Consider the following 23,261-nt stretch of genomic DNA (forward strand, 5'->3'; position numbering starts at 1 on the left):
GACGCCATGACGACCGCCGACCCCCGGGCCGAACCGGGCATCAGCGCGGCCACGCTGCGCAAGGTGGAGCGCGCCTCCAGCGCTCTGGCCACCCGATCCGTGGCATTGATGGACGAGCGGCTGCCCTGGTTCCGTTCGCTCCCGGCCCAGCAACGCAGCTGGGTCACCCTGGTCGCGCAGGCCGGCATCGCCGGATATGTCGGATGGATCGGCGGCGGACTGGACGGCTTCAAACTGACCGAGGCCGTGTTCGGATCGGCCCCGCGGGAGCTGGCGCGCAGTGTCACCCTGCGCCGAACGGTCGAACTGGTCCGGATCGCCATCTCCGTCGCCGAGGAGCACCTGCCGGCTCTGGCCGCCACACCGGAGGAGTCGGCCGCGCTGGCCGACTCGCTGCTGCGCTACTCACGGGAGGTCGCCTTCTCCGCCGCCGGGGTGTACGCCGCCGCCGCCGAATCACGGGGCGCCTGGGATCAGCGGCTGGAGGCCCTGGTCGTCGACAGCATCGTGCGCGGCGACGGCGGCGATTCGCTGGCCTCCCGTGCGGCCGCCCTGAACTGGGACTTCTCCGGGCCGGTGGTCGTCGTCGTCGGATCGCCACCGAGCAGCGGAGCACCCGCCGCGGGCCGGATCGGCGTCGGCGAACGCAACCGCCAGTCGGCCCTGATCGCCGGGATCGCGGACCAGGCGGCCCCGCTGGACGTGTCGGCCCTGGCCGGACTGCACGGTGACCGCCTCATCCTGATCCTGTCGGCCCCGACCGCGGACGCCCTGCACTCAGCCGTCGGCGCCCTGCTGGAGACCTTCGGTGACGGTCCGGTGGTGCGCGGCCCGATCGGCACCGGTCTGGCCGGCGCCATGACATCCGCCCGACTGGCGCTGTCCGGCCTCCGGGCGGTACTCGGCTGGCCGAACGCGCCGCGCGGGATCGACGCGGACCATCTGCTGCCCGAGCGCCTGCTCGCCGGCGACCCGGACGCACGCGAACATCTGCACCGCACGGTGTTCGCGCCGTTGGTGGCCACCGGAGACGCGCTGCCGGCCACCCTGGACGCGTATCTGGCCGCCGGACGGGCGCTGGAGCCGGCCGCACGCGACCTGTTCGTCCACGTGAACACCGTCCGCTACCGGTTGCGTCGGGTGGCCGAGCTGACCGGCCTCGATCCGATGTCGGCGCGCGACAGCCTGACGCTGCAGCTGGCCATGATGACCGGTCGCCTGGATGCCGAGCCGGAGGCAGGCCGCCGGGACGCGAGTTGACGCACTGGTTTGGCTGAACCCCCTATGCGCTTGAGAGGATTCCTACAAGTCTTGGGGTCGGACTTGGTGCCCCTCGCTCACACCGGATCCGGCGCGGCGTGGTTGGGTAGTAGGCGTGCTGGCCATAGTCGCCCCTGGACAGGGAGCTCAGAAGCCCGGAATGCTCGTTCCCTGGCTGGAGGTGACCGGACTCTCCGCCCTGGCCGAATCCTTCGCCGCCGCCGGCGGAATCGACCTCATCCGACTCGGCACCACCGCTGACGCCGACGAGATCAAGGACACCGCCGTCACCCAGCCCCTGGTCGTGGCGTCGGCCCTGCTGGCCGCCACCACCCTGACCATCCCGGCCGACGCGGCGTCGGCCGGTCACTCCGTCGGCGAATTGGCTGCCGCCGCGGTGGCGGGCGTGATCGACGCCGAGACCGCAGTGCGCGCGGCCGGTATCCGGGGCGCCGCGATGGCCAGGGCCTGCGCCCTCACCCCGACCTCGATGTCGGCCGTCCTGGGCGGTGACACCGATGCCGTGCTCGACGCTCTGAACGCACTGGAACTGGTGGGGGCCAACGTGAACGGCGGCGGCCAGATCGTCGCCGCCGGTGCCACCGACGCCCTGGCCGCGTTGGCCGCCCACCCGCCGGCCGGCGCGCGCGTCATCCCGCTGCCGGTGGCCGGCGCCTTCCACACCGCCTACATGTCCCCGGCTCAGAACGCGGTGGCCGAATACCTGACCGGGGTGGAGGCCACCGACCCGTCCCGGCCGCTGCTGACCAACTCCGACGGTCACGTCGTGACGTCGGGCCGGGCCTACCTCGATCTGCTCACCGCACAGGTCACTCGCCCGGTGCGGTGGGACTCGTGCATGGCCACCCTGGCCGCCCTCGGCGTCACCGGTGTGCTGGAGCTGCCCCCCGCCGGCACGCTGATCGGGCTGATCAAGCGCGATCTGAAGGGTGTGGCCACCCTCGCTCTGAAAACCCCGGACGATCTGGACAAGGCCGCGGCCTTCATCGACGAACACAGCGAGGTCTGAGAACCACATGACAGTTGCGAAGATTTCCCAGCCGGCCCCGGTCGCCGGTTCCAAGATCGTCGGACTGGGTCACTACCGGCCCGACAAGGTCGTCACCAACGACGACCTGTCGAAGATCATGGACACCAACGACCAGTGGATCCAGAGCCGGGTAGGGATTGCCGAACGTCATGTCGGCGCCGACACCGACACCGTTGCCTCGATGGGCGCCATCGCCGGTGCCAAGGCGCTGGCCGACGCCGGGCTCGACCCTAGTGACATCGACACCGTCATCGTGGCGTCCTGCACCGCCGAGACCCAGGTCCCGCACTCCTCCACCCAGATCGCCGCCACTCTCGGCATCCACGCGCCCGGCTCGTTCGACCTCAACGCCGCCTGCGCCGGCTTCTGCTACGCGCTGGCCGCGGCGGACAACGCCATCCGGGGCGGCAGCGCCCGCACGGTGCTGGTCGTCGGTTCGGAGAAGCTCACGGCCTGGACCGACCCGGTCGACCGGGCCACGGCGATCATCTTCGGTGACGGCGCCGGCGCCGCGGTGGTCACCGCCGCCGACGAACCGGGCATCGGACCGGTGGCCTGGGGCAGCGACGAGACCCAGACCCAGGCCATCCGCATCGAGACCAGGGACGCCAGCTTCATCCAGGAAGGCCAGGCCGTGTTCCGGTGGGCGACCGCCGCCATCGCACCGGTCGCCATCCGCGCGGTGGAACTGGCCGGCCTGCAGCTGGCCGACATCGACGTGCTGGTCACCCATCAGGCCAACCTGCGGATCGTCGAGGCCATCGCCAAGAAGCTGATCAGTTCCGGCGCCCGGCCCGATCTGCGGGTCGCCAAGGACATCGTCACTTCCGGCAACACGTCATCGGCCTCCATCCCGATCGCGCTCGACCGGATGCGCGAGGCGGGCGACGTGTCCCCCGGCGAGATGGTCCTGGCGGTCGGCTTCGGCGCCGGACTCACCTACGCCGGGCAGGTCTTCCGGTGTCCGTGACGGGCCACTCCCGGGCGCGACACCCGCTGGGCGATGACGGAAGTGACGGCTCCGGCTGAAACACTGTCCCCTGCGCATCGGCTCGTCAGACCGCGCGACCTCCACCGGATCCCCGGAGGAGAACATCACCACGAAAGGAACCAACCGTGAGCAACGAGGACACCCTCGCCGGCCTCGGCGAGATCGTCGAAGAGGTCGCCGGCGTCCCGGCTGCCGACGTCACCGCCGACAAGTCCTTCACCGACGACCTGGACATCGACTCGTTGTCGATGGTCGAGATCGCGGTGCAGGCCGAAGACAAGTTCGGCGTGAAGATCCCGGATGACGAGCTGGCCAAGCTCAAGACCGTGGGTGACGCCGTCACGTACATCGAGGCCAACAAGGCATGACAGTCGACCACGACGTCGTAGTCACCGGCATCGGCGCGACCACCCCCATCGGCGGGACGGCCCAGGACACCTGGCAGGCCCTGCTCGACGGCGTCAGCGGCGTTGGTCCGCTGACCGACCCCAGGGTGGCGCAGTACGACCTGCCGGTCCGTATCGGAGCAGCACTCAAGGTGGAACCGACCGAGGTGCTCCCCCGCGTGGAAGCACGCCGGTTGGATCGCAGCGAACAGGTCGCCCTGATCGCCGCCCGCGAGGCCTGGGCCGATGCGGGTGCCCCGGAGATGGATCCGGAGCGGCTCGGCGTCGTGGTCGGTACTGGCATCGGCGGCGCGGTCAGCCTGATGAACCAGGACGACCTGTTGGAGACCGAGGGACTGCGCAAGGTGGCGGTCCTGACCGTCCCCATGCTCATGCCCAACGGACCCGCGGCCACGGTGGCCCTGTGGGTCAAGGCCCGCGGCGCCGTCCACGCCCCGGTCTCCGCCTGCGCCTCCGGCGCCGAGGCTCTGGCCTGGGCTTTCCGTCTGATCAAGTCGGGCGAGGTGGACGTGGTCATCGCCGGCGGGGCCGAGGCCTGCATCCATCCGCTGCCCATTGCCGGGTTCTCCCAGATGCGCGCCATGAGCACCCGCAACGACGATCCGCAGACCGCGTCCCGTCCCTGGGACATCGACCGTGACGGTTTCGTCCTGGGTGAGGGCGCCGGCATGGTCGTGCTGGAGAACGCCGAACACGCCAAGGCACGGGGCGCCAAGATCTACGGGCGGCTGGCCGGGGTCGGCATGTCGAACGACGCCTACCACGTCAGCGCGCCGGACCCGAACGGCGACGGGGCCGCGCGGGCCATCGGGAAGGCGCTCAAGTCGGCCGGCATGTCGGCATCGGAGATCGGGCACGTCAACGCCCACGCCACTTCGACCCCGGTGGGCGACGTCCCGGAGGCCAACACGGCCGTCCAGATCTTCGGTGACCAGGTGGTGCTCACGGCCAACAAGTCGATGACCGGCCACATGCTCGGCGCGACCGGAGCCGTGGAGAGCATTGCGACGGTGCTGACCCTGAAGTACGGGATCATCCCGGGCACGCGCAACATCTTCCATCTGGATCCGGCGGTGCACGCCGATATCGCCACCACCAACCGTGAGACCACGGTGACCGCGGCCCTGAACAACTCGTTCGGGTTCGGCGGCCACAACGTCGCGCTGATCTTCACGAAGTAGGCGCTTCTCGCCCGTCCCGCCCCGCGCGTGGGCTGCCGTCCGAACGGGAGCTCACGCGCAGGGCCGGCCCGAACCACATCCTCGCCCGGTCCGCCCCTGTCGGCGCCAGGCGGACGTCAGGAGCAAGTGTGAGCATCACCGTCGAACCGTCGGTCCCGACCACCCCCGGCCCGCGCCAACTCGATTTCCGCGAGCCGGAGGTCCGGCTCGCGAAGTTGCTCGACCTGGGAACCGTGGTGCCACTGCACGGCACCGACACCTCCGGCGTCTCGGTCGTCCGCGGGCGCATCGACGGTGCGAAGGTGATCGCCTACTGCACCGATGGCACCCGGATGGGCGGCGCCATGGGTTCGGCCGGCTGCCGGCACATCGTCGACGCCATCGATGCCGCGATCCGGGAACGTATCCCGGTCATCGGCATCTGGCACTCCGGCGGCGCCCGGCTGGCCGAGGGCGTCGAGGCGCTCGACGGCGTCGGCCAGGTCTTCGCGGCCATGGTGCGCGCGTCCGGCCGGGTTCCGCAGATCTCGGTCGTTCTCGGCCCGGCGGCCGGCGGTGCCGCCTACGGTCCGGCCCTCACCGATGTGGTGATCATGTCGCCGGAGGGCCGGATCTTCGTGACCGGTCCGGACGTGGTGCGCTCGGTCACCGGGGAGCAGGTGGACATGGAGGCCCTGGGCGGCCCGTCCGCCCACGGCCGGAAGTCCGGTGTGGTGCACATCGTCTCCGATTCCGAGGACGACGCCTATGTCCGCGCTCGCCGGGTCTCCTCGCTGTTCTCCCGACCCGGCATCGCCGGCGTGGCCGGCATGTCCGACGACCCGGAGCTGGACAAGGTGCTCCCGGAGCAGCGCAATCGCGCCTACAACGTCAAACCGCTGATCGACAAGATTCTCGACGAGCCGATGGAGGAACTACAGGCCCGCTGGGCGCCGAACATCGTCATCGGCCTCGGGCGCCTGGTCGGTCGCAGCGTCGGCATCGTGGCCAACAACCCGCTCCGGCTCGGCGGCTGCCTGGACTCGACGTCGGCCGAGAAGGCGTCCCGATTCGTCCGGATGTGCGACGCCTTCGGCATCCCGCTGCTGGTCATCGTGGACGTGCCGGGCTACCTGCCGGGCGTCGGGCAGGAGTGGGACGGCGTGGTCCGCCGCGGGGCGAAGCTGTTGCACGCCTTCGCCGAGGCCGTGGTCCCACGGGTCACCCTGGTCACCCGCAAGTCCTACGGCGGGGCCTACATCGCGATGAACTCCAAGGCCCTGGGGGCCACCGCCGTGTTCGCCTGGCCGGACGCCGAGATCGCCGTCATGGGCGCCAAGGCGGCCGTCGGCATCCTGCACAAGCGCAAGCTGGCCGCCGCTCCCGACGACGAACGCGAAGCCCTGCACGCCGCCCTGGCCATCGAGCACGAGAAGGTTGCCGGCGGCGTCAACCGCGCTCTGGAACTCGGGGTGGTGGACGAGGTCATCACCCCGGCCGAGACCCGCCGTCGGGTGGCCGAGGCCCTGGCCTCCGCTCCGGCCGGTCGTGGAGCGCACGGCAACATCCCGCTGTAGCGCGCGGTGGTTCGGTCGCGTCCGGCTACTGGCCCGCGCACTTCACGTACTTGACGCTGCCCTGGATCGTTGAACCGACGACCAGGTGGCCGTCCTCGGTGCTGAACTGGTAGATCAGAGACCAATGGATGCAGGCGACCTGCAGGTCGCTCGGGGCCAGATCGGCGTCCTGCTGCGAGGTGAACCGCATCTGGACCTCGAGCGGGTCGTCGCTCATCGACTGCATCCAGATGCTCGAGTCGACCGTGGTCGCGTAGGCCAGGAGCCACTGCTGATTGTTCTGCCGGGCGGCCAACGCGCCGGTCACCGACTGGGTCCAACTGGCGTAGTCGTGCTGGTTGATCGCGTCGAAGTAGGACTGCAGCAACTGCTGGACCTCCTGCGACCGGGGATGGGCCCGGACGGCGGGAGACATCATCACGGTCAGGTTGTTCGAGGGGCCGGCCGGGGCGGTGGACGGGTCGCTCTGCGGCTGGGGCGACGATGCGACCACCGAGGACGCCGGCGCCGACGCGGCGACCGTGGGGGCGGCGGAGGCGGGCGCCGGGCTGTCGCTGTGCCGGGTTCGGCCCGACGACGTCGGCCTGGGCGCCGTCGCGGAAGGACCGGCGGTGCTCTGGGTGGTCCGGCCGATCGTCCCGTCCGCGGACGAACGCTGCTCGTGCCGGGAGACCGCCACGGCCGACGCTCCACCCGCCACCAGCACCACGACCAGGCCGGCCAGCAGCGCGATCGTCAGCCGATGACTTCTGGTTGCCAAATGCCCTGCCCTCTCGACCGACCCGGCCATCGCCGGTGACGACCGAAGGACGCCTCAGGATCGACGAGGTTGTCCGCGGTGGGCTTTCGAGGGCTCAGCCGACCTGGTGCAACCAGGTGACCGGCGTGCCTTCGCCGGCCCTTCGGTACGGCTCGAGTTCGGCGTCGACGTCGGCACCGATGGCGCAGGACAGCGCGTGACGCAGGCCGTCGAGGCTGGTGGCCCGCTCCATCAGTGATCGGATCTGGTCCTCCCCCAGCACCACGTCGCCGTTGGCCGACACCGCGGTCCGCCAGATCCCACGGCCGGGCAGATGGCAGACCCGTTCGCCGTCGGAGACAGCGTTGCCGTGCTCGGTGATCTCGAAGCGCAGCATCGGCCAGGCGCGCAGGGCGGAGGCGATCCGCCCAGCCGTACCGGGCTCACCCTTCCAGCTGACCTCGGCCCGCAGCTGCCCCGGCGAGGCCGGCTGAGCCGTCCAGGACAGCGAGACACGGTCTCCGATCACGCCGGAGATCGCCCATTCGACGTGCGGGCAGATCGCCGCGGGCGCCGAGTGCACGAAAATAACGCCCTGGGACGTACCCCGGGGCGTGTTCGATTCACGAGTCGTCACTGTCCACCTCCGTTCGAGCTCCATCGTCTTCCCCAACGTGGATGTCTCTACCGAAGATCGGCCGTGCTCGCTTCAATTGGGCTGTGACCAAAGTGGCTGGATCACCGTGCTGTGGCCATTGTGCACTCTGATCCGACCGTTGCGCCAGCCCTTCACCCGAATCAGACCGGGACCACACATCGGGCGGCAACGGCCCGGCCCGGCGGTCACGCTGCGTCACCGACAGCGTTGTCCGGCCCGGGCGGAGCGCCCTGACCCGCCACAGCGAGCGATGGTTCCACCCGGGTTCGGAATCGGTCAGTCGGCCGGTCGGGCCACCACGTCCACGCCGCCGACGATCCGGTTGCGGCCCTCCCGCTTGGCTCGGTAGAGCATCGCGTCGGCCCGGACCAGGCACTCGGATCCCGACTCGTCCGGAAGAAGCGTGGCGTAGCCGATCGAGCAGGTCTGACCGTCGGGCACGACCGTGCGCAGGCGGTCCAGCAGCGGGCCGGCATCGGTCGAACCACAGCCGGGCAACGCGATCGCGAACTCCTCGCCGCCCCAGCGGGCGATGACGTCGGCCTGGCGCAACTGGGCTTGGGCCCGGGCCGCGAAGGTCCGGAGCAGGGCATCGCCGTGATGATGGCCGTAGGCATCGTTGTACAGCTTGAAGTGATCCAGATCCACGATGGCCAGGGTCAGCGGCCGGCCACTGCGGCGGGTCGAGGCGGACAGCTCACGCAGGCGGGTCTGCCACCCGCGGCGGTTCTCCAAACCGGTCAGGGCATCGGTGTCGGCCAGCGCCTCGAGTTCCATCCGCACCCGGGCCGCGGTGAGCACCGAGCCGACCTCGGCGGCCAGCGCCTTCACCGCCGCGACGGCCGGATCAGCCGGGCCGTCCAGTTCGCGGGCCCAGGTGACCGCCAGGACGCCGATGATCGTCCGCCCGTCCATCAGGGGTTCCCACCAGGCGGTGGCAGTCGACGCCGGCGCCGGAAGCGGACCGAAACCCCAGTCGTCGCCGCCGTCCGCACCGATCATCTCGGCCGCGCCGCCGGCCCAGATCCGGCCGGCCGCCCCGGCCGTGGTCCGGATCTCGGCACCGGCCAGATCGTGCCCGAGGCACTGGGTCACGGTCAACGTGCCGGACGCGCCCGACTCGAGGATGCTCACCGACGCGGCCTGGGCCAGCCATCGCACCTCGGCAGTCAGCACCGGACGCGGATCCTCCCCCGATTGGACACAACGGGCGACCCGGGCTGTCGCGGTCAGGGTGGCCTGCGATTGCTGCAAGGTGGACTCCCGGCGCTTACGCTCGGTCACATCCTGCGCGTGGGCCAGGGTCCACCGCTGGCCGAGCGGTCCGTGCACCGGCGCGACCGACAACCAGCCCCAGCGCACTCCACCGTCGGGCCGGACCCAGCGCTTCTCCACCCGGAGGACCCCGCCGTCGTCGGCGCCGTCGTCCACCAGACCTTCCATCGCCCCCTGCTGGTCGAGATCGTCGCGGTGGGTGAACTCGCTCCATGGGCGGCCGACCAGCTCGTCCGGCGCCCGTCCCAGCAACCGGCACCAGGCCGGGTTCACCTCGACGAAGAGTCCCTGCTCGTCGGCCAGGGCCATGCCGACCGGACTGGCGTAGAACATCTCGCGGAAGCGGCCGTCGTGACCCACCGCCATCCTGGCCGCGGTCGCGTCCGGCCCACCCAGACGCCGTAGCGCACACCAGCCCCACGTCGATGCTCCGGCGCCGGCGACGGCCAGGACCAGGAAGGACGTTCGCACCTCCGGGCGCGCGTCGGAGACGATCAACAGGACCAGCACGGCCAGGGTCGCGGATCCGAAGGCGGCGGCGGCCGTTGCCAGGCCCACCTGCCGGGCAGATCGGCCGGGGGGGCCACCGGGCGACGGCCGAGCATGCTCCGGTACCACCGTCCGGTCGCTCATGGCGGGCCGCCTTCGAAGACGCAAGCGCGATTTGTGACTTTGTGTTACGAACTATACGCCCACAGTCACGATTTGCGGCCTGCGACACGGCCTTTCTCTGCCGGCCACCGCCGTTTTCAGCCGGCCGCCTGCCGATACCGGTCGATCTGCTCCACCAGTTGCGCCTTCTCCGCCGCCGGGGCGAACGAGTACTGGGCCGCCGCCATGGCCAGCCCGGCGATCCCGGACGCATCCAACCCCAGCAGGTCCGCCGCGACCTCGTACTCCCGGTTGAGCGTGGTGGAGAACATCGGCGGATCGTCGGAGTTGATGGTCACCGGCACCCCGGCCGCGGCCAGAGCGGGCAGCGGATGCTCGGCCAGCGAACGGACGGACCGGGTGCACACATTCGACGTCGGGCAGACCTCGAGAGCGATGCCGTGGTCGGCCAGGTAGGCCATCAACCGCGGGTCCTGGGCGGCGGCGATGCCGTGGCCGATCCGCTCCGCGCCGAGGTGCTCGATCGCGTCCCAGACCGTCTGCGGACCGGTGGACTCCCCGGCGTGCGGCGCACTGTGCAGCCCGGCCGCCCTGGCCGCCGCGAAATGGCGGGCGAACTGCGGCCGGGGCACCCCGATCTCCGGTCCACCGAGGCCGAAACTGATCAGGCCGGCCGGCTGCTGCGTGAGTGCGATCTCCAGGGTGGCGTCCGCCGCTTCCGGCCCCGCCTCACCGGGGATGTCGAAGCACCAGCGCAAGGCGATGCCGAAGTCACGCTCGGCCTGGAGCCGCGCGTCCTCGATGGCCGCGCAGAACTCCGGGGCGGCGACGCCGGCCCGGACCGAGGTGAACGGGGTGACGGTCACCTCGGCGTACCGAACGTTCTGGCCGGCCAGGCCGCGCGCCACCTCGTAGGTCAGGGTGTGCACGTCGTCCGCGTCGCGGATCAGGTCGACCACCGACAGGTAGACCTCGACGAAGTGGGCGAAGTCGGTGAACGTGAAGTACTCGGCCAGCGACGCGGGATCGGCCGGCACCCGGGTCGATCCCGCGTGACGGGCGGCGAGTGCCGCCACCGCCGTCGGGGAGGCCGATCCGACGTGGTGCACGTGCAGTTCCGCCTTGGGCAGGCCGGCAATGAAAGCTGAAAGATCGGTCACGGATGCACAGCATTCCAGAAGGCGCGGCCCCGGCCGGTCAGGCTCGGCTCGACCACACCGCGACCGCCACCAGATCCCGCGCCGGTCCGGCCGGGGGCTGCGGGCTGTCGCGCCACACCGCCCGCAGTTGGCGACGGAGATCCAGCCCGTCCACGTGCACCTGGACCAACCGCCCGAGCGCCAGGTCGTCGGCCACGGCGAGCGCGCTGAGGGCTCCAGGTGCCGTTCCGGCGGCGATCGCCGCTCGGACGGCGGCCGTGGTCGCCAGTTCGATGACCGGATGGGACAGTTCGACGTCCCGGGACACCAGGGCCAGCAAGCCCTTGACGAAGGCCTCGCGCGTCCCCGACCCGCGCTCCCGGCTGACCAGCGGGGTGCGGGCCAGCTCCTCCGGGGACACGGACCGGCCCGGTCGCGTCCACGGATGCCCGGGTGCGGCGACCACGACCAGGTGGTCCTGCCCAACCACCTTGGAGCGCACGGCCGCGGGTGCTCCGGGCGCTTCGACGAATCCCAGGTCGGCCGATCCGTCCAGCACGGCCCTGACCACGGCGTCGCTGTTGGCGGTGGTCAGTTCGAGGTCGGTCAGATCGTCGCCGCGGCGCTGTTGACCGGCCCGCAGGGCCAGGAACCAACGCGGAGCCAGATGTTCGGCGATGGTCAGGCTGGCGGCCACCCTCAGGTGTGCGTTCCGGGTGGTCCGCAGCGAACCGATGCCGGCATCCAACCGGTCCGCAGCCTGGATCACCGGGGCGGCCCACCCGGCGACCAGGGCACCGGCCGTCGTCAGGGACGAGCCGTGACTGCTGCGCGCCACCAGGGGCAACCCGATCTGGGCCTCCATGGCGCGCATGCGCAGCGAGGCGGCCTGCTGCGAGATGCCGAGGACGGACCCGGCCGCAGCCAGGCTCCCGGTGTCCTGGACCGCCAGCAGGAGTTGCAGACCGATGAGATCCGGGACCTTTCGACTGAGCACGTTCGCCATCTGACCACAAGGAACGCTTGTACCGCGACAAGGCATTGCCCACTACCGAGGTTCCCCGCCGAGCGGAATCGTGATCAGGGTGAGTACTGCGACCCCGACCCGATCCCGAACCACCCCGACTCCCCCGCCGTCCCTCCGAACCTTCCTGCGCGAACTGCGGCGCCCGGGGCAGGTGTTCGAGAACATCACGCCGAACTGGTTCGCCTCAGTGATGGGCACCGGAATCGTGGCCAACGCCGCCGCCGGCCTGCCGGTCCACGTCGTCGCGCTGCGCGGGTTCGCCGTCGGCGTGTGGCTGCTGGCCACCGTTGCCCTGGCCGGTCTGACCGTCGCGTTCGCCGTGCACTGGGCCCGCCATCGCGACCGGGCCCGGACCTACGCCGACCATCCGGTGATGAGCCAGTTCTACGGCGCACCCCCGATGGCCCTGCTCACCGTCGGCGCGGGCACGCTGCTGGTGGGCCGGGACGTCATCGGCATCCACGCGGCGGTCGCCGTCGACTTCCTGCTGTGGACGATCGGGACGCTGACCGGTCTGGCCACCAGCCTGGCCGTTCCGTTCCGGATGATCACGCGGTCGGACCGCACGGGGGTCACCGCACTCCCGGCGTGGCTGATGCCCATCGTGCCGCCCATGGTCTCGGCGTCCACCGGCGCCCTCCTGCTCCCGCACGTCCCAGCCGGTCAGGCCCGCCTCGACCTGCTACTGGCCTGCTACGGCATGTTCGGGCTCAGCCTGTTCATCGGCCTGATCACGATGACGCTCATCTACTCCCGGCTCGTCCACGACGGCCTGCCGCCGGTCCAGGCCGCCCCCACGGTGTGGATCACCCTCGGCATGATCGGGCAGTCGATCACGGCGGTCAATCTGCTCGGGAACGCCGCCGGGTCGGCCCTCGGTCAACCGTTCGCCGATGGTCTCCGGGTCTTCGGCCTGATCTACGGCGTTGCCATGGGCGGCTTCGGAGTCCTGATGTTCGGCCTGGCCGTCGCGCTGACCGTGCACGCGGCCCGGCGCCACCTCTCGTTCTCGCTGACCTGGTGGAGTTTCACCTTCCCGATCGGCACCTGCGTCACCGGCGCCGCCGGACTCGGCACCACCTCGGGATCGACTCTGATCCACGCCACCGCGGTGGTCCTGTACGGCGTCCTGCTGGGCGCCTGGGCCACCGTGGCCACCCACACGCTGCGCGGATCGGTGACCGGCCGGGTCTTCCTTCCGGCCTGACCGCCCGCGTCGGCGCGGTCCATGCGGGCGCATGGAATTAACCTCCTCCCGGTACTGTTGTGCAGGGCAGCTGGTAGTTGACCAGTCAACCAGTTCGGCACCACACGAGGAGCGCACCATGCAGTTCGGAATCTTCACCGTCGGAGACGTCACGACGGACCCCACCAACGGGACGACACCGACCGAGGCCGAGCGCATCAAGGCGATGGTCGCCATCGCGATCAAGGCCGAAGAGGTCGGGCTGGACGTGTTCGCCACCGGCGAGCACCACAACCCGCCGTTCGTGCCGTCGTCGCCGACCACCATGCTCGGCTACATCGCGGCCCGAACCGAAAAGCTGATCCTGTCCACATCGACCACCCTGATCACGACGAACGACCCGGTGAAGATCGCCGAGGACTTCGCGATGCTCCAGCACCTGGCCGACGGCCGGGTCGACCTGATGATGGGCCGCGGCAACACCGGACCGGTGTACCCGTGGTTCGGTCAGGACATCACCAAGGGCGTCGAGCTGGCCATCGAGAACTATGCGCTGCTGCGCCGGCTCTGGCGCGAGGACGTCGTGGACTTCAAGGGCAAGTTCCGCACCCCGCTGCGCGGGTTCACCTCGACCCCGCGCCCACTGGACGACGTGCCGCCGTTCGTCTGGCACGGCTCGATCCGCACCCCGGAGATCGCCGAACAGGCCGCCTACTACGGCGACGGGTTCTTCGCCAACCACATCTTCTGGCCCAAGGAGCACTACAAGCGGCTGATCGGCCTGTACCGCTCGCGGTTCGAGCACTACGGGCACGGCTCCGCCGACCAGGCCATCGTCGGCCTCGGCGGCCAGGTGTTCCTGCACAAGAACTCCCAGGAGGCGGTCAAGCAGTTCCGTCCCTACTTCGACCACGCCCCGGTCTACGGGTACGGCCCGTCGCTGGAGGACTTCATGCGGCAGACCCCGCTGACCGTCGGCAGCCCGGAGCAGGTCATCGACCGGACGTTGAGCTTCCGCGAGACCTTCGGCGACTACCAGCGCCAGCTGTTTCTGATGGACCACGCGGGCCTCCCGCTCAAGACGGTGCTCGAGCAGCTCGACATCCTGGGCGAGCAGGTCATCCCGACCCTGCGGTCCGAGTTCGACGCACTGCGCCCGGCCCACGTACCGGAGGCGCCGACCCACCAGAGCCTGTTGGCCCAGTCCAGGGCCATCGCGGACGCGGCCGCCCTGGACGGAGCGCGGGCATGACGCGGATCGCTGTCGTCTCGGCCGGGTTGAGTCAGCCGTCGTCCACTCGACTGCTGGCCGGCCGGCTGGCCCAGGCCGTCACCGATCGCGGCATCTCCACGATCGGTGAGATCCAGGTGGTACACATCGAGCTCAGGCAGCTGGCCCACGAGATCACCAACAACCTGTTGACCGGCTTTCCGGACGAGGCTCTGCGGGATGCCATCGAGACCGTGACCAACGCGGATGCGCTGATCGCCGTGACCCCGGTGTTCAGCGCGTCCTACAGCGGGCTGTTCAAATCGTTCTTCGACGTGATCGATCCGGATGCGTTGTCGGACAAGCCGACCTTGATCGCGGCCACCGGCGGCAGCGCCCGCCATTCCCTGGTCCTCGAATACGCCCTCCGGCCGTTGATGGCCTACCTACGGGCATCAACCGCGCCCACCGGGGTCTTCGCCGCCACCGACGATTTCGGGTCGGACGAAGGTGGCGCTTCCTTGAACTCCCGGATCGACCGGGCCGCCGGCGAACTCGTGTCCATGCTCAACGATCAGCCGGCTGCGGCCAAGGCCGATCCGTTCGACCTGCCGTTGTCGTTCGAGGAACTGCTGAGTCGATGATGTAGCCAGACGTTGGGCTCGACGTAGACCGCGCAATCCTGGTCCACGTTCACCAGCACAGGGGCGATCGCGCCGGGTACGTCGACCGGACCCGAGTTGTCGAACGGCAACCCGGTCCACTCGCGCCACTGCGCGAGGGAGCCGGGTACGGCCATCGAGGTCGGACAGACCTTGACGATCCGTGCCCCGAGCCGGACGTGCGTGCGGATCCACCCGTCGGTCGGCAGCCCGTCTTCCCGGATCCGGTTCACGTACTCGACCATCGGCATGCGTGGCTCGGCCGCCTTGGCCGCCGGCCGCACGGGGCCGAAGAGGTCGCGGATGCCGGTCGCAGCCACGCGGGCACACGCCGCCTGCAGCAGCGCCGCGCTCATGCCGGAGCCGAGATGACCCGGGACGATCCGGGCCTCCAGCAACGAGACTGCGTTCGGGCCACGCCCCGCCCGCTGGTCGGCAAAGCCCCGCACCTGCACTCCGTCCCACCCGCTGATCGGGAGGTCGTCATCGGTGCCGTCCCAGACGAACGGGATGCTGTTGACCTTCGCGATCACATCACCCTGATCGCCGAGCGCCACGAACTGGAACTCGGCGAAGACGTCCGGCAACCGGGAGAAGAGCTCGTCGCCTATCGGGTCCATCGTCATGAAGATGGGCCAGGGGCTGGGCATGCTCCACATCGGGCCGATCAGGTCCGGCCGCTCGGCCAATGACAGCAGTTCCACGGATGGACCCTATCGACCCTGCTCGAGGGTCGCCTATCGGATTCCGGTCCGACCACAACGGCCGCCGGCACTACGACGCCCGGTGCGCGGCCCCGACGTCCATGACCCAGGTGACGCCGAAGGTGTCGGTCAACATCCCGAAGCCCGGACTCCACGCCGACGCGGCGAGCGGCTCGACGATCGTCGCGCCGACGCCGAGCGAGTTCCAGTAGCCCTGCACCTCGTCCAGCGTCTCGCCGCGGACGGAGACGAAGAAGGGCTGGTCGGTGACGGTCATCCCGCCCTCGCGGCGCGTCGAACCCGGGACCGGCCCGGACCCGCCCGTCGTCACCGCGGTGTCGTAGGCCATCACGCGGAAGCCGGCCGGTGATTCCACCTGTCCGAACACGACGTGGTCGGCGCCCGGCTCATCCTTCGGTCGGCCGAAGTCGCCATAGGTGGCGATCACGAGCCGGCCGCCGAACACGGACTGGTAGACCTCCAGCGCCGCACGCGCGTCGCCGCGGAAGTTGAGGTGCGCCGTGGTGATGATGCCCATGTCTGCTCCTGTCTCGGTTGCTGCCGGGCTGTTCCCGACCAGGTCGACCCTTCCATCCATCTAGGACAGTTTTGGTCCTCGACCGGCCATAGGATCGTCAGACATGACGACGACCTCGAGGCTGCTCCGTCTGCTCTCGTTGCTGCAGACCCGCCGTGACTGGCCCGGTGCGGTGCTCGCCGAACGTCTGGGCATCAGCCATCGCACGGTCCGGCGCGACGTGGATCGGTTGCGGGAGATGGGATATCGCATCCAGGCGACGATGGGACCCGATGGCGGCTATCGTCTCGACGCCGGGAGCGAGTTGCCGCCTCTGCTGTTCGACGACGATCAGGTCCTCGCACTGGCCGTCGCCCTCGGAGCGGCGTCGGTGACCGGGGCCGGTATCCAGGAAGCCGCCCTGCAGGCCCTGACCACCGTTCGGCAGGTGATGCCGTCGCGCCTGCGCCTGCGCCTTGATGCCCTGGAATTCACGGCCATCGCCCACCGCCCCGGTGACGCGCGGGTCGAACCGGAGGTCTTGATAGCGCTGTCGACCGCCACCCGGGCCCACGAGGTGCTCCGTTTCGACTACGACTCCGGCCGCCCCGACGACGCCGCCCAGGGGAAGGTGGCACGCCGGGTGGAGCCGCACCACCTCGTCGTCGCCGGTGGCCGCTGGTATCTCGTCGCCTGGGACCTCGACCGCGACGCTTGGCGCACCTTCCGTGCCGATCGCCTCTGGCTCCGCACCCCGAACGGCCCGCGCTTCGCACCTCGCGAGATCCCCGGAGGGGACGTGGCCGCGTTCATCGCGGCTCGGTTCAAGGGCTCCGATCACGGCGACCGATGGCCGTGCAGGGGAACGGTCGTGCTGCACCGGCCGGCCGCCGAGGTACTTCCCTTCACCGGAGACGGCACTGTCGAGGACCTCGGCCCTCGACAGTGCCGCCTTCACGCCGGCGCGTGGTCGTGGATCGCGCTCGCCGCCCTGATCAACCGCTTCGACGCCGATATCGACGTGGTCGGTCCACCCTAGCTGACGTCGGCCTTCGCTCGCCTGGCCGTGCGCAACGCCGCCGCCTCGACCCGCTGACCCGTCGCGGCGGCCCCAGCCGCTGCCGCCGGAGGAGAGTGCGGACCTCACGGTCAACCGATCAGTGCGCCTTCTGCTCGTCCAGCATGTCGGAGTCGTCGAACGGGTCCTGCCGGTCGAGAACCCGGTTGACCTGGTCGTGGTCGATCTGCTTGACCCAGGCCCCGATCACCAAGGTGGCCACGGCGTTGCCCGAGAAGTTGGTCAGGGCCCTGGCCTCGGACATGAACCGGTCGATCGCCACGATCAGTCCAACACCGGGGACGAGGTCGGGGCGGTGCGTGGCCAGACCGCCGCCGAGGGTGGCCAGACCGGCGCCGGTGACCCCGGCGGCGCCCTTGGACGCGACCACCATGAAGATCAGCAGGGACAACTGCTGGCCCATCGACAACGGTGTACCCAATGCGTTCCCGATGAACAGCGAGGCCATCGTCAGGTGCAGGGCCGTGCCGTCGAGGTTGAACGAGTACCCGGTCGGCACCACGATCCCGACGACCGGACGGGAGACGCCGAGGTGCTCCATCTTGGCGATCAGGCGCGGAAGGGCGGTCTCGGACGACGAGGTGGCCACGATCAGCAGGAATTCCTGACGTAGGTAGTACAGGAGTTTGAGGATGGAGAAGCCGGTGGTCAGGCGGAGCAGGGCGCCCAGGATGACCAGGACGAAGATCGCGCACGTGGCGTAGAAGACGGCGACCAGCAGGCCCAGCGCACCGATGGCCGACCATCCCGCACTCCCGACCACCCCGGCGATCGCGCCGAAGGCCCCGATCGGGGCCAGCCACATCAATCCGGCCAGGATCTTGAACACCAGGCGCTGCAGGACGGCGATCCCGTTCAGGATCGGCTCGCCCTTGCTACCCATCGACTGGACCGCGAAGCCGACCAGCAGAGCCACGAACAGGGCCTGGAGCACCGACCCGAAGGTGAGCGCGGAGAAGAGCGTCGTCGGAATGATGTCGATCAGGAAGTTGCCCGATCCGGAGACCGGCGGGACGGTGTACTTCGCCGTGGCCGCCGCCGCTTTCAGCCCGTCACCGGGATGGATCAGGTTGCCGACGACCAACCCGAGGGCCAACGCGAAGGTGGACATGACCAGGAAGTAGGCGAGGGCGATACCACCCACCTTGCCCACCTGCGAGGCCTTTCGGACCGATCCGATGCCCAGCACGATGGTGCAGAAGATGATCGGCCCGATCATCATCTTGATCAGGTTGACGAACGCCGTGCCGATGACGGCCAGCCCGCTGGCGTGCTTTCCGAAGATCAGCCCGACGGCGGTGCCGGCCACCACGGCGACGATCACCGCCAGGTAGAGCCAGTGGGCCCCGATCTTGCGGCGGGGCGCCGGGGGAAGCGCGCCCGGAGTCTTCGCGGTGGGTGGTCTCTGGATCGTGGTCATCGGGGCTCCCGGGTGGTTGATCGGCTTTGATCGCCTGATCACCGTCCACCTCTGAGTAACCCAGGTCACTCATGTGTTCGTTTAGTTCACGGTCGACCTTCGGCCGGTCCGCCCCGGAGGTACACCACCACCGGGCGGCCGGCCCCCCCATACCGGTGCTCTCGGGTCGCGTGGCCGATCTCGACCAGATGCTCGAGATAGCGGCGGGCCGTGACCCGCGACGTACCCATCAACTGGGCCAGGTGCGGGGCGGAGAGTTCCCCGTGGTCGGCCAGGAAGGTGATCGCGGCCTGCACACTCTGGCCGAGCAGGCCGGCCGGGGCGACCGGTCCCGGTGCCCGCAGGGTGCCCAGGAGCGCGTCGACCTCGCTCTGGCCGGCGGCCGATCCGGCCGGTCCGCCCGACCCGCCGACGACCGACTGCCGGTACGCCGCATAGCGTTCCAGGCGCTCCCGCAGGGTGGCGAAGGCAAACGGCTTGAGCAGGTACTGCACCACTCCGGAGGAGATCGCCGATCGGACGGTGTCCAGTTCCCGGGCCGAGGTGACCACGATGACGTCCGCCGGATGCCGGCCGGCCCGCAACGTCCGGATGATCTCCAGGCCGTGGCGATCCGGCAGGTTCATGTCGAGCAGGACGAGGTCGATCCGCGGGCTCTGGGTGGACGACAGCCGACGGATGGCCGCGGCCGCCGTGCCCGCCCCGGCCACGGCACGGAAGCCCGGCACCCGATCGACGTAGGCGACGTGCGAGGTGCGGGCGATCGGGTCGTCGTCGACGACCAGCACCGCGATGTCTGGTCTCATCGACCGACCGTCACGTCGAAGGCGGCCCCGGTGCCGTCCGGGGAGCCGGGCCCGACGGTGACCGATCCGGCGTGCCGGTGGACCACCTGGCCGACGAGCCCGAGCCCCAGCCCGTGGCCGTGCAGGGCGCCGTCGTCGTCCTTGGTCGACCAGCCGCGACGGAAGGCCCGCTCCGCGTCCTGCTCGTCCAGCCCCGGTCCGTTGTCCGTCACCCGGAGGAACAGCCCGTCCGATTCGGGATCGGTACGCCGGACGGTGACCTGGACCAGCGGATGAGCCGGCCGGGATCGTCCGAGCGCCTCCAGGGCGTTGTCGATCAGGTTGCCCAGCAGGGTGACCACCTCCCGCACGTCGAGGCCGGCGTCGGCCAGGGCGTCGGGATCGAGCGCCGAATCCGCGGTCACCTCGAAGCCGATCCCGAGCTCACCGGCCACCTGCGCCTTGCCGAGCAGGACGGCCGCGACCACCGGCTCGGCGATCGTCGCCACCACCTGGTCCGTCATCTGCTGGGCGAGCCGGAGTTCCTGGGTGGCGAAGGCCACCGCTTCCTCCGATCGACCCAGCTCGACCAGTGTGATCACCGCGTGGAGGCGGTTGGCCGACTCGTGCGACTGCGACTTCAGGGCCTCGGTCAGATCGCGCGCGGTGCCCAACTGGCTGGTCAGCTCGGTCAGCTCGGTGTGGTCCCGCAGCGTGACCACCCGCCCGTGGGCGCGGGCCGGCAGCGCGCTGAGCACCAGGACGCGGCCGCCGGCGAGGTGGACGGCGTCCACCAGCGGCTCGGAGCCCGCCATCGCGGTGACCACCTCGGCCGGCAGACCGAGTTCGGTCAGGCGCTTTCCGACCGGGTCGCCCTCGAGGCCGAGCAACCGCGAGGCCTCCGCGTTGATCAATCGGACACGGCCGCTGTCGGTGTCGAGCAGGATGAGGCCTTCGCGAACCGAGTGCAGGACGGCGTCGTAGTAGCTGTGCATCAGGGCCAGTTCCTCGGCCCCCAGACCACGGGTCTGGCGCTGCAGCCGCCGCCCGATCAGGGCGGTCCCGATCAACGCCAGCACGAGCAGCGCGCCCCCGACGGCGGCGATGATGCCCACCCGCGAAGCGATCTCGGGCCCGAGGGCGTCGATCCTGACCCCGATGGCGACCAGCGCGACCACCGGGCCGGATCCAGAGCGAATGGGCACCACCGCGCGCACCGACGGTCCGAGGGTGCCGGTGTAGGTCTCCACCACGGTCCCGCCGGCCAGGGCCGGCCCGATCGTGCCGATGTAGTGCTTGCCGATCTCGCTCGGATCGGGGTGGGTGAACCTGATGCCGGCCGGACTCATGATCGTGATGAAGTCGACTCCGGTGTCGCGGCGGATCCTCTCGGCGTAGGGCTGCAGCGTGGTCGTCGGATCGGCTGTCGCGATCTGGTCGGCCACCCACCCGGTTCCAGCGACCGCTTCGGCGATCGCGAGGTCGCGGCGCCCGGCCTGGTCCGTGACGTCCGACCGGGCCTGCAGAACGGCCACCGTGACCGCGAGCGCGCAGGCGATCAGGACCAGGGAGACCTGCAGCAGCAACAGCTGCCGGGCCATCCCTCGGATGGGTCGGTTCGTGGTGGATCGTGTGAACAGGATCACAACATCGTAATCCCCGGACGTGCGGTCCAGGTCGGGGTCATCCGCGGTCCCCTGGGTAACACGTCGTCATCGCCGTGCCATTCCGGCGACACACGAGCGGCGTTGGCTCTCGATCAGTCGGCGGCCGCCGACGAGAACCGTACGAGCCGGGAGAGCACATGGCAGTTGACGTTTCGTCGCTGACGGTCGACCAGTTGAACACCTTCATCACCACGCGGTTGATCATGTCCGGGATCGACCTCTCACAGCTGCCGACGGTCGCCGACCCGGTGACCGGAGCTCCGACCCAGGCCCAGGCGCTGGCCTCGTTGCGGTCGTTCGTCCTGGCCACCCCGGAGGCCATCAACACCTGGCGCCCGAGCGCAACGGCGGTCGCCGGGGTCGACCCGTTGGCCCTGAGCCAGGAAGCCTCTCCCCCGCTGGAGTACCCATCGATCACCCAGGCCTGGACCGGACTGGTCGGCCGATGAGCGACCGCACCGTCAACCGCCGGATCTTCCTGTCCCGTTCGGCCACGGTGGCGGCCGGGGCCGCGGCTCTGACCGCACTGCCGACCCTCACCGGCGGTGCCGTCGCCGGCGCCACCACCCCGGCCGCGGCGGCCGCCCGACCGTCCAGCCGGCCGACCGTGCCCGACATCACCGTCCGGGCCGCGGCCCGCAAGGACCCCACCGAGGCCACGCTGGCCGAGGCGGTGGTGCTGCTCCGCACCCGGAAGCTGACCGCCACTGCGCTGGTCGACGCGCACCTGGACCGGATCACCAAGTTCGAATCGGTCTACCAGGCCTTCAACGCCGTGACCGCGGATGCGGCCAGGGCCAGGGCGGCGGCGGTCGACCGGGGACACGTGCGAGGCCTGCTGGCCGGCGTGCCGCTGACCATCAAGGACAACTACTACACGGCCGGGATCCCCACCACCGCAAACTCTTTCATCTTCCAGGACTTCGTGCCGCCCTACGACGCCACGTCGGTGGCCCGGCTCACGGGGGCGGGCGCGATCGTGATCGGGAAGGGACAGATGGGCCCCCTGGCCACCACCAGGGCGACCCAGCCCAACGGCGTCATCACCACGGTGAATGCCTGGACCCCCGGCGATCCGTCGGTCGATCCCGGCGGTTCGTCGACGGGACCGGCCTGCTCGGTGGCCGGGCGGATGGCCTGCTCCTCGATCGGGACGCAGACCGGCGGCAGCATCGTGCTGCCCTCGAACCAGCAGAACCTCACCGGTCTCAAGCCGACGATGGGCCGCACGTCGATCTACGGCGTCATCCCCCTGTCGTACACGCGCGACCATTCCGGTCCACTGGCCCGCGACGTGCTCGACGCGGCCGTCATGCTGAGCGTGATGGCCGGCCCGGACCGCAACGATCCGCGCACCCTCGGCCTGCCCGCCGTGCCCGATCTGGTGGCGTCGGCGCTGCCGGTCCGTCGCGGCGGCAAGGTGGTGATGCGTCGCAGCACCCGCATCGGTGTGCCGGCCGATTTCCTCACCGGCGTCACCGACCCGGTGAAGAAGCTGCGCACCGATTTCCTGAACACCATGGCCAAGATCCCCGGGGCGAAGCTGGTGGACGTCACCTACCCGAACGACTGGGCCCTGCTCACCGGCACCTTCAATGCGATCCGGCTCAGCGAACGCACGGAGCCGTTCCTGCCCTACCTGCAGAAGGACCTGACGCTGTTCGGAGTGTCGTTGTTGTCCTGGCTGCAGGGCATCTTCCTGTCCGGCGACGAGTGGATCACCGGCCAGCGGGCGAAGAACCACCTGATCCGCGAGGTGCTCGACGGGGTCATGAGCAAGTGCGACGTGCTGCTGCAGACCAGCGTCGTCCCGTTCGACATCCTCGGCCTGCCGGAGATCGGCTTCCCGATCGGCTTCCAGGCGCTCGGCGCGAACCCCACGGTGCCGGTCGGCGGCATCCTGGGCGCCGGACCCTACGAGGAGGACCGGCTGATCGAGGTGGTGGCCGCGTACCAGGCCAGCACCGACTGGCACCTGCGGCGTCCGGCCGATCCGGTGCTCCCGGCCATCACGCCGAAGGTCAGGGCGGCCGTCACCGCCGGAACGCGCCTGACCCCGGAGTACGTGGCCGCCAACGGCGCCTGATCGCGAGGCGGCGGTGCCCGGAAGGGCACCGCCGCCCGGTTCGGTTGCCG

22 protein-coding genes are annotated in these 23,261 nt (G+C 70.3%); 12 read left to right on the forward strand and 10 right to left on the reverse strand.

From position 1 onward, the window contains the following. Positions 1 to 6 precede the first annotated feature (6 nt). The 6 genes from BLS97_RS20965 (at position 7) to BLS97_RS20990 (ending at position 6,446) form a co-directional block, all read left to right on the forward strand. Positions 7 to 1,260: a PucR family transcriptional regulator gene (locus tag BLS97_RS20965; RefSeq protein WP_090480132.1), complete on the forward strand. Its 1,254-nt coding sequence runs from the start codon at positions 7 to 9 to the stop codon at positions 1,258 to 1,260. Positions 1,261 to 1,375: 115 nt separating this feature from the next. After that, a complete protein-coding gene (locus BLS97_RS20970) occupies positions 1,376 to 2,290 on the forward strand; it encodes an ACP S-malonyltransferase (RefSeq protein ID WP_090480135.1) in 915 nt (304 codons plus the stop codon). A 7-nt stretch (positions 2,291 to 2,297) separates the two neighbouring features. Further along, the gene (locus tag BLS97_RS20975) at positions 2,298 to 3,281 is read left to right on the forward strand and encodes a beta-ketoacyl-ACP synthase III (RefSeq protein ID WP_090480139.1); all 984 of its coding nucleotides are present in this window, start codon (positions 2,298 to 2,300) and stop codon (positions 3,279 to 3,281) included. Positions 3,282 to 3,427: 146 nt separating this feature from the next. Beyond that, entirely contained in the window at positions 3,428 to 3,670 is a 243-nt protein-coding gene (locus tag BLS97_RS20980) for an acyl carrier protein (protein ID WP_090480142.1), read from the forward strand. Beyond that, complete coding sequence (locus tag BLS97_RS20985; RefSeq protein WP_090480144.1) at positions 3,667 to 4,890, forward strand: beta-ketoacyl-[acyl-carrier-protein] synthase family protein; 1,224 nt, start codon at positions 3,667 to 3,669, stop codon at positions 4,888 to 4,890. The genes BLS97_RS20980 and BLS97_RS20985 overlap by 4 nt, the downstream gene beginning before the upstream one ends. A gap of 134 nt (positions 4,891 to 5,024) precedes the next feature. After that, positions 5,025 to 6,446, forward strand: a complete 1,422-nt coding sequence (locus tag BLS97_RS20990; RefSeq protein WP_090482831.1) for an acyl-CoA carboxylase subunit beta — start codon at positions 5,025 to 5,027, stop codon at positions 6,444 to 6,446. A gap of 25 nt (positions 6,447 to 6,471) precedes the next feature. Here the strand turns inward: BLS97_RS20990 and BLS97_RS20995 are convergent, their stop codons facing one another. From BLS97_RS20995 to BLS97_RS21015, 5 genes are all read right to left on the reverse strand, one after another. Next, positions 6,472 to 7,206: an RAD23 family protein gene (locus BLS97_RS20995; protein ID WP_157695591.1), complete on the reverse strand. Its 735-nt coding sequence runs from the start codon at positions 7,204 to 7,206 to the stop codon at positions 6,472 to 6,474. A 94-nt stretch (positions 7,207 to 7,300) separates the two neighbouring features. Beyond that, positions 7,301 to 7,822, reverse strand: coding sequence for a DUF3145 domain-containing protein (locus BLS97_RS21000; protein ID WP_231988236.1), 522 nt, complete (start codon positions 7,820 to 7,822; stop codon positions 7,301 to 7,303). Between the two features lie 297 nt (positions 7,823 to 8,119). Further along, positions 8,120 to 9,676 (reverse strand): sensor domain-containing diguanylate cyclase, encoded by a 1,557-nt coding sequence (locus BLS97_RS21005; RefSeq protein WP_172832318.1) that lies wholly within the window; start codon positions 9,674 to 9,676, stop codon positions 8,120 to 8,122. A gap of 191 nt (positions 9,677 to 9,867) precedes the next feature. Then, a complete protein-coding gene (locus BLS97_RS21010; protein ID WP_090480155.1) occupies positions 9,868 to 10,890 on the reverse strand; it encodes an adenosine deaminase in 1,023 nt (340 codons plus the stop codon). Positions 10,891 to 10,927: 37 nt separating this feature from the next. Next, positions 10,928 to 11,875: a LysR family transcriptional regulator gene (locus tag BLS97_RS21015; protein ID WP_090480157.1), complete on the reverse strand. Its 948-nt coding sequence runs from the start codon at positions 11,873 to 11,875 to the stop codon at positions 10,928 to 10,930. Positions 11,876 to 11,954: 79 nt separating this feature from the next. Between BLS97_RS21015 and BLS97_RS21020 the strand changes: the two genes are divergently transcribed. From BLS97_RS21020 to BLS97_RS21030, 3 genes are all read left to right on the forward strand, one after another. After that, positions 11,955 to 13,103 (forward strand): TDT family transporter, encoded by a 1,149-nt coding sequence (locus BLS97_RS21020; RefSeq protein WP_197676297.1) that lies wholly within the window; start codon positions 11,955 to 11,957, stop codon positions 13,101 to 13,103. Positions 13,104 to 13,221: 118 nt separating this feature from the next. Continuing rightward, positions 13,222 to 14,334: an LLM class flavin-dependent oxidoreductase gene (locus BLS97_RS21025; protein WP_090480164.1), complete on the forward strand. Its 1,113-nt coding sequence runs from the start codon at positions 13,222 to 13,224 to the stop codon at positions 14,332 to 14,334. Further along, the gene (locus tag BLS97_RS21030; protein ID WP_090480167.1) at positions 14,331 to 14,936 is read left to right on the forward strand and encodes an FMN reductase; all 606 of its coding nucleotides are present in this window, start codon (positions 14,331 to 14,333) and stop codon (positions 14,934 to 14,936) included. The genes BLS97_RS21025 and BLS97_RS21030 overlap by 4 nt, the downstream gene beginning before the upstream one ends. Here BLS97_RS21030 and BLS97_RS21035 read toward each other — a convergent pair. Together BLS97_RS21035 and BLS97_RS21040 are read right to left on the reverse strand one after the other, a co-directional pair. Continuing rightward, complete coding sequence (locus BLS97_RS21035; protein WP_090480170.1) at positions 14,867 to 15,658, reverse strand: hypothetical protein; 792 nt, start codon at positions 15,656 to 15,658, stop codon at positions 14,867 to 14,869. The two genes, BLS97_RS21030 and BLS97_RS21035, sit on opposite strands and share 70 nt — an antisense overlap. Before the next feature lie 70 nt (positions 15,659 to 15,728). Further along, complete coding sequence (locus tag BLS97_RS21040) at positions 15,729 to 16,196, reverse strand: VOC family protein (protein ID WP_090480173.1); 468 nt, start codon at positions 16,194 to 16,196, stop codon at positions 15,729 to 15,731. A gap of 103 nt (positions 16,197 to 16,299) precedes the next feature. Between BLS97_RS21040 and BLS97_RS21045 the strand changes: the two genes are divergently transcribed. Beyond that, on the forward strand, positions 16,300 to 17,214 hold the full coding sequence (locus tag BLS97_RS21045; protein WP_090480177.1) for a helix-turn-helix transcriptional regulator: 915 nt from the start codon (positions 16,300 to 16,302) through the stop codon (positions 17,212 to 17,214). A 118-nt stretch (positions 17,215 to 17,332) separates the two neighbouring features. Here BLS97_RS21045 and BLS97_RS21050 read toward each other — a convergent pair whose 3' ends face one another. From BLS97_RS21050 to BLS97_RS21060, 3 genes are all read right to left on the reverse strand, one after another. Next, positions 17,333 to 18,673 (reverse strand): cation:dicarboxylate symporter family transporter, encoded by a 1,341-nt coding sequence (locus BLS97_RS21050; RefSeq protein WP_090480180.1) that lies wholly within the window; start codon positions 18,671 to 18,673, stop codon positions 17,333 to 17,335. An 86-nt stretch (positions 18,674 to 18,759) separates the two neighbouring features. Beyond that, a complete protein-coding gene (locus tag BLS97_RS21055) occupies positions 18,760 to 19,479 on the reverse strand; it encodes a response regulator (RefSeq protein ID WP_090480182.1) in 720 nt (239 codons plus the stop codon). After that, positions 19,476 to 21,059, reverse strand: a complete 1,584-nt coding sequence (locus tag BLS97_RS21060) for a sensor histidine kinase (RefSeq protein WP_090482834.1) — start codon at positions 21,057 to 21,059, stop codon at positions 19,476 to 19,478. The genes BLS97_RS21055 and BLS97_RS21060 overlap by 4 nt, the downstream gene beginning before the upstream one ends. 203 nt (positions 21,060 to 21,262) lie before the next feature. Between BLS97_RS21060 and BLS97_RS21065 the strand changes: the two genes are divergently transcribed. Both BLS97_RS21065 and BLS97_RS21070 read left to right on the forward strand, forming a co-directional pair. Further along, complete coding sequence (locus BLS97_RS21065; RefSeq protein WP_197676298.1) at positions 21,263 to 21,574, forward strand: hypothetical protein; 312 nt, start codon at positions 21,263 to 21,265, stop codon at positions 21,572 to 21,574. Beyond that, positions 21,571 to 23,211, forward strand: coding sequence for an amidase (locus tag BLS97_RS21070; RefSeq protein WP_090480184.1), 1,641 nt, complete (start codon positions 21,571 to 21,573; stop codon positions 23,209 to 23,211). The genes BLS97_RS21065 and BLS97_RS21070 overlap by 4 nt, the downstream gene beginning before the upstream one ends. The last annotated feature ends 50 nt before the right edge of the window (positions 23,212 to 23,261 follow it).

This window comes from Nakamurella panacisegetis, assembly GCF_900104535.1.
Lineage (GTDB): Bacteria > Actinomycetota > Actinomycetes > Mycobacteriales > Nakamurellaceae > Nakamurella > Nakamurella panacisegetis.